At 44.9% G+C, this 16,422-nt stretch carries 17 protein-coding genes; 4 read left to right on the forward strand and 13 right to left on the reverse strand.

Going from position 1 to position 16,422, the window contains the following annotated elements; translation table 11 throughout:
• Positions 1 to 39: 39 nt before the first annotated feature.
• Positions 40 to 1,452: an S-methylmethionine permease gene (gene mmuP, locus KHQ79_RS19065; RefSeq protein WP_225516565.1), complete on the forward strand. Its 1,413-nt coding sequence runs from the start codon at positions 40 to 42 to the stop codon at positions 1,450 to 1,452.
• A 35-nt stretch (positions 1,453 to 1,487) separates the two neighbouring features.
• Here mmuP and KHQ79_RS19070 read toward each other — a convergent pair whose 3' ends face one another.
• The 3 genes from KHQ79_RS19070 to gamR all read right to left on the reverse strand — a co-directional run bounded on the left by KHQ79_RS19070 (position 1,488) and on the right by gamR (position 3,783).
• Positions 1,488 to 2,555: a branched-chain amino acid aminotransferase gene (locus tag KHQ79_RS19070; protein WP_225516637.1), complete on the reverse strand. Its 1,068-nt coding sequence runs from the start codon at positions 2,553 to 2,555 to the stop codon at positions 1,488 to 1,490.
• A gap of 212 nt (positions 2,556 to 2,767) precedes the next feature.
• Complete coding sequence (locus KHQ79_RS19075) at positions 2,768 to 3,043, reverse strand: DUF1648 domain-containing protein (RefSeq protein WP_225516567.1); 276 nt, start codon at positions 3,041 to 3,043, stop codon at positions 2,768 to 2,770.
• A 32-nt stretch (positions 3,044 to 3,075) separates the two neighbouring features.
• A complete protein-coding gene (gene gamR / locus KHQ79_RS19080; protein WP_003241365.1) occupies positions 3,076 to 3,783 on the reverse strand; it encodes a transcriptional regulator GamR in 708 nt (235 codons plus the stop codon).
• Between the two features lie 217 nt (positions 3,784 to 4,000).
• Here gamR and nagB point away from each other — a divergent pair, with 217 nt between their 5' ends.
• From nagB to gltP, 3 genes are all read left to right on the forward strand, one after another.
• On the forward strand, positions 4,001 to 4,750 hold the full coding sequence (gene nagB / locus KHQ79_RS19085) for a glucosamine-6-phosphate deaminase (RefSeq protein WP_225516569.1): 750 nt from the start codon (positions 4,001 to 4,003) through the stop codon (positions 4,748 to 4,750).
• 11 nt (positions 4,751 to 4,761) lie between these two features.
• Positions 4,762 to 6,657, forward strand: a complete 1,896-nt coding sequence (gene ptsG, locus KHQ79_RS19090; RefSeq protein WP_225516571.1) for a glucose-specific PTS transporter subunit IIBC — start codon at positions 4,762 to 4,764, stop codon at positions 6,655 to 6,657.
• 144 nt (positions 6,658 to 6,801) lie between these two features.
• Positions 6,802 to 8,046 carry a glutamate-aspartate/proton symporter GltP gene (gene gltP, locus KHQ79_RS19095; RefSeq protein WP_003241372.1) on the forward strand — a complete coding sequence of 415 codons (1,245 nt, stop codon included), beginning with the start codon at positions 6,802 to 6,804 and terminating at the stop codon, positions 8,044 to 8,046.
• Between the two features lie 37 nt (positions 8,047 to 8,083).
• Here the strand turns inward: gltP and trhO are convergent, their stop codons facing one another.
• The 10 genes from trhO to mpr all read right to left on the reverse strand — a co-directional run bounded on the left by trhO (position 8,084) and on the right by mpr (position 16,371).
• On the reverse strand, positions 8,084 to 9,052 hold the full coding sequence (gene trhO, locus KHQ79_RS19100) for an oxygen-dependent tRNA uridine(34) hydroxylase TrhO (RefSeq protein ID WP_119913330.1): 969 nt from the start codon (positions 9,050 to 9,052) through the stop codon (positions 8,084 to 8,086).
• Between the two features lie 199 nt (positions 9,053 to 9,251).
• Entirely contained in the window at positions 9,252 to 10,133 is an 882-nt protein-coding gene (locus tag KHQ79_RS19105; protein ID WP_225516573.1) for a helix-turn-helix transcriptional regulator, read from the reverse strand.
• A gap of 109 nt (positions 10,134 to 10,242) precedes the next feature.
• A complete protein-coding gene (locus tag KHQ79_RS19110; protein WP_225516575.1) occupies positions 10,243 to 11,583 on the reverse strand; it encodes an erythromycin esterase family protein in 1,341 nt (446 codons plus the stop codon).
• Between the two features lie 103 nt (positions 11,584 to 11,686).
• Positions 11,687 to 11,965 carry a hypothetical protein gene (locus KHQ79_RS19115; RefSeq protein ID WP_225516577.1) on the reverse strand — a complete coding sequence of 93 codons (279 nt, stop codon included), beginning with the start codon at positions 11,963 to 11,965 and terminating at the stop codon, positions 11,687 to 11,689.
• 54 nt (positions 11,966 to 12,019) lie between these two features.
• Complete coding sequence (locus KHQ79_RS19120) at positions 12,020 to 12,811, reverse strand: phosphatidylserine decarboxylase (protein WP_003241382.1); 792 nt, start codon at positions 12,809 to 12,811, stop codon at positions 12,020 to 12,022.
• Complete coding sequence (locus tag KHQ79_RS19125) at positions 12,804 to 13,292, reverse strand: DedA family protein (RefSeq protein ID WP_003241384.1); 489 nt, start codon at positions 13,290 to 13,292, stop codon at positions 12,804 to 12,806. Before KHQ79_RS19125 ends, KHQ79_RS19120 begins: the two co-directional genes overlap by 8 nt.
• Complete coding sequence (gene pssA / locus KHQ79_RS19130; RefSeq protein ID WP_019257348.1) at positions 13,283 to 13,816, reverse strand: CDP-diacylglycerol--serine O-phosphatidyltransferase; 534 nt, start codon at positions 13,814 to 13,816, stop codon at positions 13,283 to 13,285. The genes KHQ79_RS19125 and pssA overlap by 10 nt, the downstream gene beginning before the upstream one ends.
• A gap of 198 nt (positions 13,817 to 14,014) precedes the next feature.
• On the reverse strand, positions 14,015 to 14,899 hold the full coding sequence (gene cesB, locus KHQ79_RS19135; RefSeq protein WP_225516579.1) for an enantioselective carboxylesterase CesB: 885 nt from the start codon (positions 14,897 to 14,899) through the stop codon (positions 14,015 to 14,017).
• A 172-nt stretch (positions 14,900 to 15,071) separates the two neighbouring features.
• The gene (locus KHQ79_RS19140; protein WP_225516581.1) at positions 15,072 to 15,470 is read right to left on the reverse strand and encodes a YbfJ family protein; all 399 of its coding nucleotides are present in this window, start codon (positions 15,468 to 15,470) and stop codon (positions 15,072 to 15,074) included.
• Positions 15,433 to 16,371, reverse strand: a complete 939-nt coding sequence (gene mpr, locus KHQ79_RS19145; RefSeq protein ID WP_225516583.1) for an extracellular metalloprotease Mpr — start codon at positions 16,369 to 16,371, stop codon at positions 15,433 to 15,435. The genes KHQ79_RS19140 and mpr overlap by 38 nt, the downstream gene beginning before the upstream one ends.
• Positions 16,372 to 16,422 lie beyond the last annotated feature (51 nt).

Below are 16,422 nucleotides of genomic sequence, written 5' to 3' on the forward strand. Positions count from 1 at the left end.
TAGGAAGGAAATAAATCGCCGATAGAAAGTTGGAAAAAGATGAAATCAGCTCACAACAAGAATGAGACAAACTTTCAGAGAAGTATGAAAAGTCGGCACCTCTTTATGCTTTCCTTAGGAGGTGTCATCGGAACCGGGCTGTTTTTAAGCTCCGGCTACACCATTCAGCAGGCAGGCCCGGCAGGAACGATACTCGCCTACCTAGTCGGGGCCGGAATCGTCTATTTGGTCATGCTGTGCCTCGGTGAGCTGTCAGTGGCCATGCCTGTAACAGGCGCCTTTCACACCTATGCAGCCAAATACATAGGGCCGGGCACCGGATTTACTGTCGCTTGGCTGTACTGGCTGACATGGACCGTGGCATTGGGATCAGAATTCACTGCAGCCGGCCTGTTAATGCAGCGCTGGTTCCCCCATACGTCCGTTTGGATGTGGAGCGCCGTCTTTGCGCTGTTCATTTTTTTGCTTAATGCATTTTCGGTCAAGTTTTTCGCTGAATCAGAATTTTGGTTTTCCAGCATCAAAGTGTTAGCCATTGTGTTGTTTATTCTTTTAGGCGGCTCTGCCATGTTCGGCATCATCCCGATCAAAGGCGGAGAAGTCGCTCCGATGCTGTCCAATTTCACAGCGGAAGGCGGGCTCTTTCCAAATGGATTTGTCCCGATTTTGATGACGATGCTGTCTGTCAATTTTGCCTTTTCAGGTACTGAGCTGATCGGAATTGCCGCAGGAGAAAGCGTTGATCCCGACAAGACGATACCAAAAGCGATTAAAACAACGGTCTGGCGTCTCTCCCTCTTTTTTATCGGAACGATTTTTGTGCTGTCAGGGCTGATTCCGATTCAAGAAGCTGGCGTCATCAAAAGTCCGTTTGTCGCTGTCTTTGACAGAGTCGGTGTCCCGTACGCAGCCGACATCATGAACTTTGTCATCCTGACAGCGATCCTGTCAGCGGCTAATTCCGGACTCTACGCTTCTTCCCGGATGCTGTGGTCTTTATCAAAAGAAAAAACGCTTCACCCGACATTTGCAAAGCTGACGTCAAAAGGAACCCCGTTTAACGCGCTGGTGTTCAGCATGATCGGCGGCATTCTGTCATTGCTGTCCAGCGTATTTGCGCCAGACACTGTATACGTTGTGCTCGTATCGATTTCCGGTTTTGCGGTCGTAGTCGTATGGATGGGAATCGCCGCTTCTCAATTCATGTTCAGAAAACGTTATGTCGAAGCGGGAAACAAGGTTGCCGATCTGAAATACCGGACCCCTTGGTATCCGTTCGTGCCGATTGCCGCGTTCCTGTTATGCCTGGCTTCCGTCATCGGCATAGCCTTTGATCCGAATCAAAGAATCGCACTGTATTGCGGCATTCCGTTTATGGCCATCTGCTATGCAGTATATTATGCGAAAAACCGCAAAAGCCGGCCGACTGCTGATATGACTCATTCAAAATAAAAAGAACCTGCCTCCGGGCAGGTTCTTTTTCATCTTCAAACTTCCACGGTCCAGCTGAACGGCCCTTTTACTTTGCCAAGCTGAATATCTGTTATCGTTTCATACAGCTTTTTAGAGATGTCCCCGATTTGTCCGTCGCCTACAATCACCGTTTTCCCATGAATATTGAGTTCACCGACAGGCGTAACGACCGCTGCCGTGCCCGTTCCGAATACCTCTGTCAATTCCCCGCGTACAGAAGCCGAATAAATCTCATCAATCGAAATTTTCTCCTCACGAACCGGAATGCCCCAGCTGCGAATCAGTTCAATCGCAGACGCACGTGTTACTCCGCTTAAAATACTTCCGCTTAAAGCCGGTGTGACAGCTTCCCCGTTAATGACGAAAAAAATGTTCATGCTCCCTACTTCTTCCGCGTATTTCTTTTCAATGGCGTCCAGCCACAGCACCTGGTCATAGCCCAGCTCATTCGCTTTCCGCTGCGCCTGAAGGCTGGCCGCGTAATTTCCGGATGTTTTTGCACTGCCGACTCCGCCGTTCACCGCCCGAACGTACTCATCTTCGACGTAGATTCTAACCGGCTTCATCTGATCGCCATAATAGGAGCCGACAGGAGAAAGCACGATCATAAATGTATAGCTTTTGGATGCCTTCACACCGAGACTCGGTTCTGTGGCAATGACAAACGGACGAATATACAGTGACGTACCCTTTTCCTTTGGAACCCAATCTTTCTCCAGCTCAACTAATTGCGTCAATGCCTCAAGCACCAGCTCTTCGTCTAAAGGAGGCATACTCATGCGCTCACACGATCTGTTCAGCCGCTTGATATTTTGATCCGGCCGGAACAGCAGCACCCTGCCATCTTCCGTTCTGTACGCTTTTAACCCCTCAAAGACAGCCTGACCGTAATGAAAAACAGATGCAGACGGATCAAGCGTAAGCGGCGCGTACGGGGCAATTCTCGGATGATGCCAGCCTATTCCCTCTTCATAATCCATCACAAACATATAATCTGTAAAATATTTTCCGAATCCTAAGGATGACGGGTCGGGCTTTTCCTTATGAAATGCAATTTTTTCTCGTTCGATAAGCTTATTCAATTTGATCAGCACACCTTTCACACCATAATTGTTTAAATATTCAGTCTTTTTAAAGCTGCAAAAAGTATACAGCCTCTACTTTTATCATACGCCGCTTCAAACCTATAAATTTCAGAATATTCTTTAGGATCATCAGCTATTATACACCACATTCTTTGTCAAATGAAGATGAAATAAAAGAAAAACAGCCAGATTCATTCCGGCTGTCTGATTTAGATTGCTAAATACAGGACGACAATATGGCAAATCAGCAAAATATACACCGCAATCACAAATTGCCAATTGATCTTCTGCGCCCATGCAAACACCACCATCAAAACAGGAAGTATCACTATTCCTACCAGCTTGTTAACCGTCATATCCGGACTGTTCGTTCCATCATAATGAATCGGCATTTCCGCCGGCAGAAACGGGTAAAACACGATTGAAAGGATGAAAGCCGCAATGACAGCCCCCCACAGCACTTTTCCATTCGTCAATAAAAACATAGAACACCATTCCCTTCTTAAAACGCATTGCTTTATGAATGATATGACTGTTCTACGGTGAATTTCGTTCGGTCTCCCCGCGTAATAATTTGCGCATATTCCACCACATCTTCATTTTTATCATAGGTGAGAGATTCTGATAAAAACGCAGGCGCTCCGACATTGGTTAACAAGTGGCCGCTGATCGTTTCATCCGTTAAAATCGGCTCGATCGATTCCGTGCCCCTGCTGATTTCAATATTGTATTTTGTTCTTAACAGTTCAAACAGCGAGCCGGTGCACTCTTCCTGCGCCAGACCCGGTGCCGCTTTCCAAGGAATATATGAGGTGTGATACTGCAAAGGCTCCCCCTCGGCGTATCTGACTCTGACAAGCTTGTTGACAGGTTCATTCTCTTTCATTTTCAAAAGCTCGGCAATGGAGTGATCAGCAGGGATCACCACGAGTTCAAGCACTTTTGATTCAGAACGCAGGCCTCTCATTTGTTCTGCAAAGCTCGTAATCTTGTGCGGAATCGGCGTTTGTATTTTTGCCGCTGATACAAATGTTCCTTTTCCTTGAATCCGTTTAATATATCCCTCAAGCTCAAGCTGCTGCAGGGCCAGTCTCACAGTTGTTCTGCTGACATCATATTGCTCGCAAAACTCGCTCTCCGTCGGCAGCTGATCATTCGCCTGATATTTGCCCGACTTAATTAATTCAATGATTTTAAACTTGATAACAGAATATAAAGCTGTCATTTCATTCTCCCCATTCTGTATGCAACCGTTCTTTTTGATTGAGACCATAATATCACTTGCCTTCCGATTATGAAAGATTTGTATCCTTCTTTTATAACAAATTTTCAGACATTAATATTGACAGTTCGATAACGGCGGTGCTAAATTCGTAATGACAACTATCATAAATTGATCATAACAAATATGATGCTTGTCTATCTCTTTGAGGGGGTGTCACATGAAGATTCTTATCGCCAATCACTATGAAGAACTCTGTAAGTTAAGCGCTAACATTATTAAAGAACACGTACAGGCTAAGAAAGATGCCGTACTCGGCCTGGCAACAGGAAGCACGCCGGTCGGCTTGTACAAGCAGCTGATTTCAGACTATCAAGCAGGCGAAATCGACTTTTCAAAGATTACTACATTTAATTTGGATGAATACGCAGGTCTCTCTCCATCTCATCCGCAAAGTTATAACCATTTTATGCATCAGCATCTTTTTCAGCATATCAATATGCAGCCTGATCATATCCATATCCCGCAAGGAGACAATCCGCAGCTTGAGGCTGAATGCATGGTATACGAGGATCTCATCCGTCAGGCGGGAGGCATTGATGTTCAAATCCTCGGCATCGGCGCCAATGGCCATATCGGTTTTAATGAACCTGGATCTGATTTTGAGGATCTGACACGAATCGTTAGGCTGTCAGAAAGCACAATACAGGCAAATGCCAGATTCTTCGGCGGCGATCCTGTACTGGTGCCGAGACTTGCGATTTCAATGGGCATTAAAACCATCATGGAATTCAGTAAACAAATTGTGCTTTTAGCGAGCGGCGAGGAAAAAGCAGACGCCATTCAAAAGATGGCTGAAGGCCCTGTCACGACAGATGTGCCGGCCTCAATTCTTCAAAAACACAATCATGTAACCGTTATCGCCGATCAAAAAGCAGCTCAAAAACTAAAGAAAGCATCATACTTATAAAGGAGACTGTCATGTTTAAAAAGGCATTTCAAATTCTGCAGCAGCTTGGCCGCGCGTTGATGACTCCGGTTGCCGTCCTCCCGGCAGCCGGTCTTTTGCTCCGTTTCGGTGACAAGGATTTACTGAACATCCCTATTATAAAGGATGCGGGCGGCGTTGTATTCGACAACCTGCCGCTGATTTTCGCCGTGGGGGTCGCGATCGGGTTAGCCGGCGGCGAAGGTGTAGCCGGACTTGCCGCTGTTATCGGATATTTAATTTTAACCGTCACCCTCGACAACATGGGAAAATTGCTCGGCCTTCAGCCTCCGTATGAAGGAGCCGAGCACCTGATTGATATGGGGGTATTCGGAGGAATCATCATCGGGCTTCTTGCCGCATATTTATATAAGCGTTTTTCATCAATCGAGCTGCATCCGGTCCTTGGATTTTTCTCAGGAAAACGGTTTGTCCCGATTATTACTTCCATCAGTTCATTGGTAATCGGCGTGATTTTCTCATTCGTTTGGCCGCTGATCCAAAACGGAATTAACGCAGCCAGCAGTTTAATTGCCGATTCAACGATCGGCCTGTTCTTTTATGCAACGATCTATCGTTTGCTGATTCCTTTTGGCCTGCATCATATTTTTTATACACCTTTCTACTTTATGATGGGAGAATACACAGACCCGTCAACAGGCAATACCGTAACCGGCGACCTGACAAGGTTTTTCGCGGGAGACCCGACAGCTGGGCGCTTTATGATGGGGGATTTCCCTTACATGATTTTCTGTCTGCCGGCAGTTGCTCTTGCCATTATTCATACAGCGCGTCCGGAAAAGAAAAAAATGATCTCCGGCGTTATGATTTCTGCGGCGCTCACATCTTTGCTGACAGGCATTACAGAGCCGGTTGAGTTTTCTTTCTTGTTCGTTGCGCCCGTGCTCTATTTGATTAACTCTATTCTCGCCGGCGTCATCTTTGTCGTTTGTGATTTATTCCATGTTCGCCACGGCTATACATTCTCAGGCGGCGGAATTGACTACGTCTTGAACTACGGACTGTCGACAAACGGCTGGGTTGTCATTCCTGTCGGGATCGTGTTTGCATTCATTTATTATTATTTGTTCCGATTTGCGATTTTGAAATGGAACTTGAAAACACCCGGCCGTGAAACAGATGAAGCCGATCAGACTGAGGCAAAAGCTCCTGTCGCAAAAGACCAGCTTGCCTTTCATGTGCTGAAGGCCTTGGGCGGACAGCACAATATTGCCAACCTGGATGCGTGTATTACAAGGCTTCGCGTGACCGTTCATCAGCCGAGCCAAGTCAGCAAGGACGAATTAAAACGGCTTGGCGCCGTAGGTGTGCTGGAAGTCAATAACAACTTCCAGGCGATATTCGGAACAAAATCCGACGCTTTAAAAGACGACATCAAAACGATCATGGCCGGAGGCGTCCCGGACACTGCCGCCGCACTGGATACAGAGACTGACAAGCAGCAGAAGCCCGCTTCCGAAGAGACTTTTATTTATCCGGTTAAAGGAGAAACGGTCTCTCTGACAGATGTTCCTGATCAAGTCTTTTCAGAAAAAATGATGGGCGAGGGCTTTGCGATTGATCCATCAGAAGGAAAAGTCGTTGCCCCTGCGGATGGCGAAGTCGTCTCCATTTTTCCAACAAAGCACGCCATCGGCTTTATGAGCGTCGGCGGCACCGAAATCCTGATTCATGTCGGCATTGATACCGTCAAATTGAATGGGGAAGGCTTTGAAGCTCACGTCACGAGCGGACAAGCCGTCAAACAAGGCGAACTGCTTCTCACATTTGATCTCGATTACATTAAGCAGCATGCCGCTTCGGCTGTAACACCGGTCATCTTCACAAATGCATCTGAAGAAGAGATGAAGCACATCCACATGAAGTAAAAAAGTCCCCCCTGCTGCGGGGGACTTTTTCGCCAACATAATGAAAGCGCTATCAAAATAAAATAATTTGAAAAAAGGTGTTTGCATTTGATTCACGAATGATATGAATATGCCTAAATCTTATCATTCTAAAGGGGGATTCATTTGAAAAAATTTATCGCGTTTCAAATTTTAATCGCTTTGGCAATCGGCGCAGTGATCGGCCACTTTTTTCCTGATTTCGGGATGGCACTGAGACCTGTCGGAGACGGATTTATCCGCTTAATTAAAATGATTGTCGTGCCGATTGTATTCTCTACCATTGTCATCGGAGCGGCAGGAAGCGGAAGCATGAAAAAAATGGGCAGTCTCGGCATCAAGACGATCATTTGGTTTGAAGTGATTACCACGTTGGTATTGGCGCTCGGACTCCTATTAGCGAATGTCTTAAAACCGGGTGTCGGACTTGACCTCTCCCATTTGGCGAAAAAAGATATCAATGAACTTTCCGGCTACACAGACAAAGTTGTTGATTTCAAACAAATGATCCTCGATATTATCCCTACAAACATTATTGATGTCATGGCCAGAAATGATTTGCTTGCCGTTATATTCTTTGCTATTTTGTTCGGTGTTGCAGCGGCTGGCATTGGCAAAGCCTCTGAACCAGTGATGAATTTCTTTGAATCTGTCGCTCAAATTATGTTCAAACTCACGCAAATCGTCATGGTGACTGCTCCTATCGGTGTGCTTGCCCTGATGGCAGCCTCTGTAGGCCAATATGGCATTGAACTTCTCCTCCCTATGTTTAAGCTGGTCGGCACGGTATTCCTTGGTCTGTTCCTGATCCTCTTTGTCCTCTTTCCGCTTGTCGGTCTCATCTTTCAGATTAAGTATTTCGAAGTATTAAAAATGATATGGGATCTGTTTTTAATTGCATTTTCCACCACCAGCACCGAAACCATTCTTCCTCAGCTGATGGACAGAATGGAGAAATACGGCTGCCCGAAACGAGTGGTATCATTTGTCGTCCCCTCCGGCTTGTCACTGAACTGTGACGGCTCCAGCTTATACTTATCGGTTTCCTGTATTTTTCTGGCGCAGGCCTTTCATGTAGACATGACATTGTCCCAGCAGCTGCTCATGATGCTTGTGCTTGTGATGACCAGTAAAGGCATTGCAGCTGTTCCGTCAGGCTCGCTTGTTGTTCTTCTGGCGACTGCCAATGCTGTAGGGCTGCCGGCAGAAGGCGTTGCCATTATAGCGGGCGTTGACCGCGTCATGGACATGGCGAGAACTGGCGTGAACGTACCGGGACATGCGGTGGCCTGCATCGTGGTGTCGAAATGGGAGAAGTCCTTCCGCCAAAAAGAATGGGTATCCGCAAACGGAAAAACCGAAAGCGTGTAGAAAAAAAGAACACCTCATTCCCGAGGTGTTCTTTCTATTATTCAGCAGCAGCGTGATCTTCTTTTTCAATCACTGCCAGTCTTGCGTTTACTTCTTCTTCTGTCATATTATGCTCTTGAACATACAGGTTTCTTGGGTTCGTGCGGCATTCGTGGCTGCAGCTGCGCATATATTTATACTCATTTTCCGGTGTGCATATCATTTTCTTGTTGCAAGATGGATTTGCGCAGTTCACATAACGCTCACACGGTTCACCTGTAAAGTAGTCTTTTCCGACAATCACATGCTCGACACGGTTGACAGGCACGCTGATTCTTTCATCGAAAACGTAGCACTGGCCGTCCCAAAGCTTGCCTTGCACCTCAGGATCTTTTCCGTATGTTACGATTCCGCCGTCAAGCTGTGATACATCTTCAAAGCCTTGCTTCATCAGCCATCCTGAAAATTTTTCACAGCGCACGCCGCCCGTGCAGTACGTTAAAATCTGTTTGCCTTCAAGCATGTCTTTGTTTTCCTCAATCCACTCAGGCAATTCACGAAAGGCTTCAATGTCAGGACGGACAGCGCCTCTGAAATGGCCAAGATCATACTCGTAATCGTTACGTGCGTCGAGCACAATTGTGTTTGGATCCTGCATTTTCTCATAAAATTCTGCAGGCTTCAAATGCTGCCCTGTTGTTTCATTCGGATCCACATCATCTTCAAGACGAAGCGTCACAAGCTCTTTTTTATGACGAACGAAGATTTTTTTGAACGCATGCTCTTCTTCTTCATCAATTTTAAATACCATGTCCGCAAAACGAGGGTCAGCTTTCATTGTTTGCATATATTTTTCAGTCTGCTCAACCGTACCTGATACCGTACCGTTAATTCCTTCAGAAGAAACAAGGATACGGCCTAACAAACCAAGCTCCTTACAAAAAGCCAGATGCTGCTCTCTAAACGCCTCTGGATCTTCAATCGGAACATATTTATAGTAAAGTAATACTCTGTATTGTTTTTCCATGATTTAAACACCCTGTTCAATTATAGTTAGTTGCTATGCACACTCTTACTATATCATACAGGAAAATGCCGCAAAGATGAACATATCCGCACAGACTGATAAAAATATCCAAGCTCTTACAAACCCACGCGGCACAAGGGTTTATTAATACCAAATAGTATTTTCCATTAACTTACTAATAAAAGTAGTTGTCTGAAAACTATTTTTGTAGTTCCTCTTCAAAAGATAAATTTACCGGTTCATCTAAAAGTTCTCCCGGCATTTCAAGGTTTGTTGAAGGAACGCTCTCATCTACCTCTTCAAAAACAACATGATCCATCCACACCTGACCCGGCCCAGATAATTGAACGCCAAAAGATATCACAGCGCTATTTTCAGGGACATCTAAAACGATAGCATAATGATTCCAATTGGTTGTTCCGGTAATAGGTCTGTTGCTCATATTATCAAATTGGAGAACGTCATCAGCAGCACTGTCAACCCGCATCCAAAGTGAGGCAAAATGCTGCACTCCTTTTGTTTTGATAAAACTTGATAGACGAAGCCTTTTTCCTAGATAGCGATCTGCTTTGAATTGCTGCATCATCGTCGCAAATTCACCGATATCCTGCACCATCGTTGACTTTAAATATCCTGAAGCTTTTCCCTGATGTACATTTTCCCGGTCAACTCCCATTTCGAATTGGAACGGATGGCTCCCGCTCAATACCCAACCCTTCATTTTTTTCTCCATGTAAGATTCCTCCTTTTTTGAAGTGAAACGCTTCATAAATGTTCGATATGCGCCTGGCGGCATGTGATACAGCTTTTTGAACGTCCTCGTAAATGCTTCTTGAGATTCAAACTGATAATACAAAGCAATATCAATAATACGAAGATCTGTATAAAGCAAAGTTGCCGCTGCATTCGCAAGACGTCTTAACCGAATATAAGAAGCAACTGACATGCCGACTTCTTTTTGAAAAATCCGATGAAAATGGAATTTTGAAAAGTCTGAAACGTTTACCTCATTTGATATTTGCTCATGTAAATGTGATTCAATCCAATCGATCGTTTTCTGGACAGCTTTTTCATAATACATTGCACGCTTCAATCTCCTTTCTGTTTTACAATAATGGATCACAACTTATATGTTTTGATTATTTTTGCGATATGTAAAAACCCCCTGTTATACCACAGGGGGACACTGCTCACTTGATAATGGCAGATGGCGTGATATGCTCCAGCCAAATGACACCGTCATATTGTTCCTTCAGGATCATCTGCTCTTCTTTGTCCCCCCAATAGAGTGCTGTCCGGGGGGTGTACATCCACGAAGTGCCTTTCTTGTTTGTTGTATGGAGAAAATCAACAAAGACAGCTGGATGGTTCGCAGCTTTCAGCAAGGCTTCGAGACTTCCAGATGGCGGCGGGCTTGTGACCGGCATAACGGTCTTATTATCTGAACTATCCAGACTCGCACCTGAGTAAGCATAAATGCCAATCGTATATGTTTGTTTTTTCAGCCGCTCCGGCAAATAATCACCCATGTTAGGGCCGTTTAGCTGTACCCAGTCCTTTAACATCTTGGTATTCTGTTTGCGAAGATGGTAATTGTGACCCCAGACAATGATTTTCTTTTTCGGATAAAGGGTTTCCGCTACCCACTGAAATTGTTCAGCCATCATGCGGTCTCTCATAAAGAATGAAAAATCCTCAATATTCTCCGGATAATCCTCTAGTTTTTCTTTCATTTCTTCCAGCATATACGTTTCCATTACGTTAATTCTCAGCTGAAGGGAATGTATAAACATCTCATAAGCTTTCGGCTCTTTCGGAAGGTGGGCTTTTAGCTCTGAAGCATGTGTTTCAGCGAACTTAATCAGCTCCTGATAGTTTTTCACAAGCTTTTCCTTCTTTTGCGTAAATTCATCAAACGTGTTGCTGTCTGTCACCAATTTAGAAAAGTCATTTTCTGATTGGGAGAGCAGCTCTGCTTTTTCAGGGTCCACCGCTTTTACCCATTGGTTTGCAGCATCATTGAATGAATTCTTCATGCTTTGAATATCAAATCCCGTAAGGATAAGCGGATCGCCTTTCTCTTTTTGCTCTTTCATGTAATCAAACAGTTCAACGACATCTTCTGTGTGCCAAACAGCGTAAATGGAGTTTTTCATCGTGTTTTTAGAGGTTAGTTGGTCCATATTAAGGTAGGATGCATTTGTATCGGGAAAGCCAGACTCAAAGGCCAATACATCGTATGCCAGTTCTTCGTGGAGGTATTTGATCATGCGGACCTTTGTTGCATTGATTTCGCCAGCGCCATGTGTGGTTTCTCCTAACTGAACGATTCGTTTTCCTTTCAGCACCTTCTTGAGAAAGCGAAGGTCTTTGTTTGAGGCATCGGAAGAATCCAGTGGATGTGCATGTCGTTCAATCCAGCGTTCCCAATGTTTTTCTTCAGAAGCAGCACGGGCTGAGGCTGAAAAAGAAGAAAACACAAAACAGACAATCAGCAGCGGCAGCGTCATTTTCACTATCATTCGTTTCATTCTATCTCTCCTTTTCTTCTGGCTTCTCTAGTAGTTACGAGATAGATATAGAAAAAGTTTCCTTATCGGCCAACAAAAAAAAGCTTCTCTACTGAAAGAAGCTTTATCTGGATCCTCTCATCACTTGATGAAAGTAAAACCGGTACGTATTTCGTAAGAATGTCTCAACCGGAAGCTGCACATCCGCTTGGTATTTGCTGATGATGAACGGAAACCGCTCGATTCCTTTCTCACGCAAATCACTCGCTTGCTCTTCATCTGTTGCCTTCTCTTGCAGAACCGCTTCAACGATTGGCCAGCACGCTTCCCGCAGTTGTCTCAGGACGGATTCGTCTCCGGTTTTCTGATAATCTGTGATCCAGCTGATGATTTGTTTCTCCATGAGTTTCACCTTTCTTCAAAAAAAGAGGCGCTGCGTTTATGCGAGCTCCTCTTTTTACTCTTCGTAACCTATCAGTTCTCCGACTTGGACTTCTTGGCCTTCTGTTAAATTGGCGGAAGGCTGGAACGCGTCTTTTTCAAAAATCAAAATGACGGTTGAGCCGAATGAAAAGTATCCCAGCTCCTCGCCGATCTCCAGCTCGTCCCGTGTACTCGTCTGCACGATAGAATTAATATTCATCGCACCGACAGGAATCATCAGGACACTTCGGCCGCCGCCATTCAGCTCGTACACAAACCGGTAATTTTTCGACAAGACATCTTTTCCGTATTTCAGCCCTAATTGATTGACCGGGTATGAGCGATTTCCAAGCTCGGCCAGCTTTTGATACCTGCAGCTGATCGGGGAATGGAAACGGTGATAATGCCGCGGGCTTAAATACAGAACGACAAAGTACCCGCCGTTGTATTGATGGTCTGCGCTTTTACAGCCGGTCAGCTCAGCGAATGAGTAATCTTTTCCCTTTACCGTAAAGGTTTGATTCGGGTTGATTTTTCCTACTGTCTGAACCACCCCGTCAACAGGGCTGACTACCGCATGAGCCTCTTTTGACACCGGGCGCCGCTCCAGATTAATATGTCGAATGAACAATTCGGACAGCGAACTGTAATCAGCGGCCGTACCATTTACATCATCCCAATTTAGCCGAAAATGTTTTGAGAAAAGCGGAATGACCGGTTTGCTGATTTTAGACTCGCAAAATCCTTTAATCAGATAGGATGACAGACGATGATTCGTCAGCTCTATCAATGATCGGTACAGAATCTTTACAGCCGTATTAAACATGAATAATCCCTATAACCCTTCCGATTGTAATAAAAATAAAGCACCATAAAAAGGCGCCGATTGCCGCAAACACAATATACGTTTTCAGCTCCATTTTGCCGATTCCCGAAAAGTAGCATGTCACATGTCTGACGCCGGGAATAAAATAACCTAAAATAAGAGAATATGGACCGTATTTCTTCATCCATTTTTCCACTTTCATCATTCTCTTTTCCTTCAATCCAACCCACTTGCCGTACTTGTCGATAAACGGGCGCCCGGCTTTTCTGCCAATCATGTAGCTGATCAGCATACCTAACAAAGCCCCGAAAAAGCTGATCAATATTGAAAGCTCATAATTCAGCACGTCAGTATGTGTGAAGTAACCGACGACGGTCATCATCACTTCATCTGGAATCGGCAACCCAACGATCCCCAAAACCAGCATCAAAAAAATAGCGAGATAACCGTAATCCGCTATGAGCTGCTGAACTAATTCCATCTCTCGGACTCCAGGTTTTCTGCCGCATGTTTTTTAAAGTGAGGAAATTTGATTTTACTCACCATTAAATATGAAAGTCCGCAAGTCCCGATTGCCAGCAGGATCGGGTTATAGACGAAGCTTAGAATAACGAGACACATACCCGCAAATGGAATCGGCATTCCGATAAAGGTCGGAAGCTTGCTTTGCTCAGTGTTAAATTTAGAGAGGCGAAGCATTCCGCAAATGCTGTACGTCAATGCGCATAAGATCCCGATAAATGGAAGGGCGTACAATGCGACACTGTAAGCAAGCATAGAAGGAGCCACGCCAAACGTAACGAGATCTGCAAATGAATCCAGTTCTTTTCCCATATCAGAAACGGCATTCAGCTTACGTGCAGCCATTCCGTCAAAGAAATCAAGAAACATGCCGGTAAAAATGAAAAGTACTGCTGAGTGAATGTTGTGATATAACAAGGAATGAATCGCCAGCAGTCCGCAAGTAAAATTTCCTATTGTAATCATACAGGGGATATAATTCACAGTGTAACCAAACCTCCAATTGTAAAACCATCTATATCATTCGACGATATGGATCGAATAGCGTTACAGGAAAAATTTTCTCTATTAAGCATAATAACATAGAATGCCCCCAAAAAAGCAGCACTCAAATTCTATTATTATACAACATTTGTTACCTTTTGAACAATGAATGCCATTCTTTTCATGTTTCTGACAATTTTATTCCTCGCTTAAAAAGGACAAGACACGTTGATTGACGTACTCTGTCTGCTCCAGAGATAACAGATGTCCGGCGTTCTTCACAATTTCTGCCTGAATTCCCGGCACTAATACCGAAGCCCGTTCTAAAGCCATTTGCTGATGGTACATGACCTCGTGCTCCCCGAACATCAGCAATATCGGGACCGCAATCGATTTCAACTCCCGGTCTGTGAACACGTATGGAAAGCCATTTTCTGTCGGCTTCAGGCTTCTTTGTTCATCTTGCCAATCCACACCCGCCACAATTTGTTTTTGCAGCAGAGGATGCAGATCATAACGGCTATCCGTGATCCACTTGATATATGCCTCAGCCCCCCTTGCCCCTGTAAGCCCCGCAGCGTATTTATAGACATCCGGATGAAATGATATAAACGCTTCAGCAGGACTCATAACAACTGCCCGCTCTACTCTTTCAGGCGCTTGAAGCAAGAAATTCACGATATGGGACCCGCCAAGCGAAAGGCCGGCCAGATGTGCCGTCTGAAGTCCGAGCGAATCAAGAACGTCTTTCAGCCAGACTGCGCAATCAACTCTGTTATCCAAAGGAGCTGATGGTATACTTTTATTTTTGTCTCCTATTATATCGACCGCATATGTACGATAATGACTGCTCCACGCCGCAATATTCGGATACCACATAGCAGAGCTGAAGAGCCCTCCGTGAAGCAAAACGAGCGACGGTGCGTCCTTTGGCCCACTTGCAATGATATGTGTTTTTCCAAAACGAGTAGAAACATAGAATGCTTCCGACCCAATCGGCCACAAAGAAAGGCTTTGATCATATGCCTGGTAAAAGCGAAGGCCGCTTTCTGCCGCGGCAAGCTGCATCGAATCTTGTGTCATCTTCTTCTTTTTCCTCCGGGTTTGATTGATATAAAATAAAGGATAATGCCCCTTTTGTCTCGTAAGAAAAAATGCCTATTTCTCATTATCTCATATTATAAATTTCCAGTATATAGCTTGGCTTCCTGTGAAAATAAAAAAAGGCAATTTCCCTTAAAATCAGGAAAACCGCCTATTCTTTGAAAACTAAAGGAATAACCTTATCTTTTTTATCCTCTGTTAATGAGATGTGATGGGTTACTGATTTTTCACCCTTCGTCAATGCGACGGAGTAGTCACCCTTTTTGCCGGTGTCCCATTTGATGTCTCCGTTTTTGTCTGTTTTACCGAGTATCTCGCCAATCTCTGTACTCGGCTCCTGGTCTGAGGCCGGCGCTTTAACGATCGTCACTTGAACCCCTTCGACCGGCAGCCCCTTGGCATCCTCCACATGAAGTGTGACAGGAATAGCCGTTTCTTTCGGAGCAGAATGCGTCTGTGAACTGCATCCGCATAAAAACAAAATAGATATGAAAATGGCTAGTTTGCTGTATTTATTGATTTGCCCAATATTGAATATTGTTGAATACATCGTTCGTCACCCTTGTTCCCAAGTTATATGACGATCCCCCGTTCGTGTGAATCGCAATAGCTGTCTGCCCTGTATCACTGTAGTTTCGATAAACTGGCGAGCCGCTTTGGCAGCCGTACGTATCAGTTGTATAGGTCAGCTTATACGTTTCAGCGGAACGAATCGGCTTTGTATCAGACCACATCGTGCCAAATGTCTTGTCACACGGGAACCCTGTCACTGACGAGGAAAGGCCCACGGGACTGCTGCTGTTTGTTGTCCGATAGCCGTACCAGCCAACCGTGTTTCCAGGAGAACCGTTTAATTTAACAGCTCCGTAATCATAATTGGTGTTTTTGCTTTCCGTCCATCCTTTGACGGAGTAAAACATCGTGCCAGAATAAGTTCCGTATGGATATGACGAATCATTGCGTCCCGGCGCGGCGGTTATCGACGAAGCCCATCCGTGATCCTGGCTGTACACACAATGTCCAGCCGTTACGACTGTATTCGGATTGACTAAAAATCCGGTACATCCATAAGTGCTTGAGGTGTTGGGATACTTGATTGACAGTTGAACAGTTGCTCTGTAAGGAAAAGACGTAGTGCTGGAGATTCTAGTGCGTTCATCGGTTCCGATGATACTTGAAGGCTGTAAGGTTTTAATGTTTTTTTCCAATTGCGTTTGGCCGTATACCGATTTACTTGTTTTCCCGGTTCCCTCATAAGGGGCGGAAACCTGTTCTGCTTTTGACGTTTGGTTTTTCTTGACATCAGCTTCTTTACCGGTGTTGGAAACAGAAGTTTGCGGGTTCTCTGCCGCTTTTGCCGGTACTCCGATAGATACCGCAGCTGCCAAAGCCAAGCACAAAACCGTTAAGTAAGCGAACCATTTTTTTCTGAATGTTGAAACTAATTTCATTTTGTCATCTCCCTCCTTTTGTGTCAACCACCCTTATTGATGGAAGACTTT

It is taken from the genome of Bacillus sp. TSO22 (assembly GCF_020223595.1).
Classification (GTDB): Bacteria; Bacillota; Bacilli; order Bacillales; family Bacillaceae; genus Bacillus; species Bacillus inaquosorum.

Coding starts and splice junctions, on each gene's coding strand:
- ptsG (WP_225516571.1), top strand. CDS start 4,762: ATGTTTAAAAAGGCATTTCAAATTCTGCAGCAGCTTGGCCGCGCGTTG.
- mpr (WP_225516583.1), bottom strand. CDS start 16,371: ATGAAATTAGTTTCAACATTCAGAAAAAAATGGTTCGCTTACTTAACG.
- gamR (WP_003241365.1), bottom strand. CDS start 3,783: ATGACAGCTTTATATTCTGTTATCAAGTTTAAAATCATTGAATTAATT.
- KHQ79_RS19075 (WP_225516567.1), bottom strand. CDS start 3,043: ATGTTTTTATTGACGAATGGAAAAGTGCTGTGGGGGGCTGTCATTGCG.
- cesB (WP_225516579.1), bottom strand. CDS start 14,899: ATGACACAAGATTCGATGCAGCTTGCCGCGGCAGAAAGCGGCCTTCGC.
- nagB (WP_225516569.1), top strand. CDS start 4,001: ATGAAGATTCTTATCGCCAATCACTATGAAGAACTCTGTAAGTTAAGC.
- KHQ79_RS19120 (WP_003241382.1), bottom strand. CDS start 12,811: ATGTTTAATACGGCTGTAAAGATTCTGTACCGATCATTGATAGAGCTG.
- mmuP (WP_225516565.1), top strand. CDS start 40: ATGAAATCAGCTCACAACAAGAATGAGACAAACTTTCAGAGAAGTATG.
- KHQ79_RS19115 (WP_225516577.1), bottom strand. CDS start 11,965: ATGGAGAAACAAATCATCAGCTGGATCACAGATTATCAGAAAACCGGA.
- KHQ79_RS19125 (WP_003241384.1), bottom strand. CDS start 13,292: ATGGAATTAGTTCAGCAGCTCATAGCGGATTACGGTTATCTCGCTATT.
- KHQ79_RS19105 (WP_225516573.1), bottom strand. CDS start 10,133: ATGTATTATGAAAAAGCTGTCCAGAAAACGATCGATTGGATTGAATCA.
- KHQ79_RS19140 (WP_225516581.1), bottom strand. CDS start 15,470: ATGTATTCAACAATATTCAATATTGGGCAAATCAATAAATACAGCAAA.
- KHQ79_RS19110 (WP_225516575.1), bottom strand. CDS start 11,583: ATGAAACGAATGATAGTGAAAATGACGCTGCCGCTGCTGATTGTCTGT.
- trhO (WP_119913330.1), bottom strand. CDS start 9,052: ATGGAAAAACAATACAGAGTATTACTTTACTATAAATATGTTCCGATT.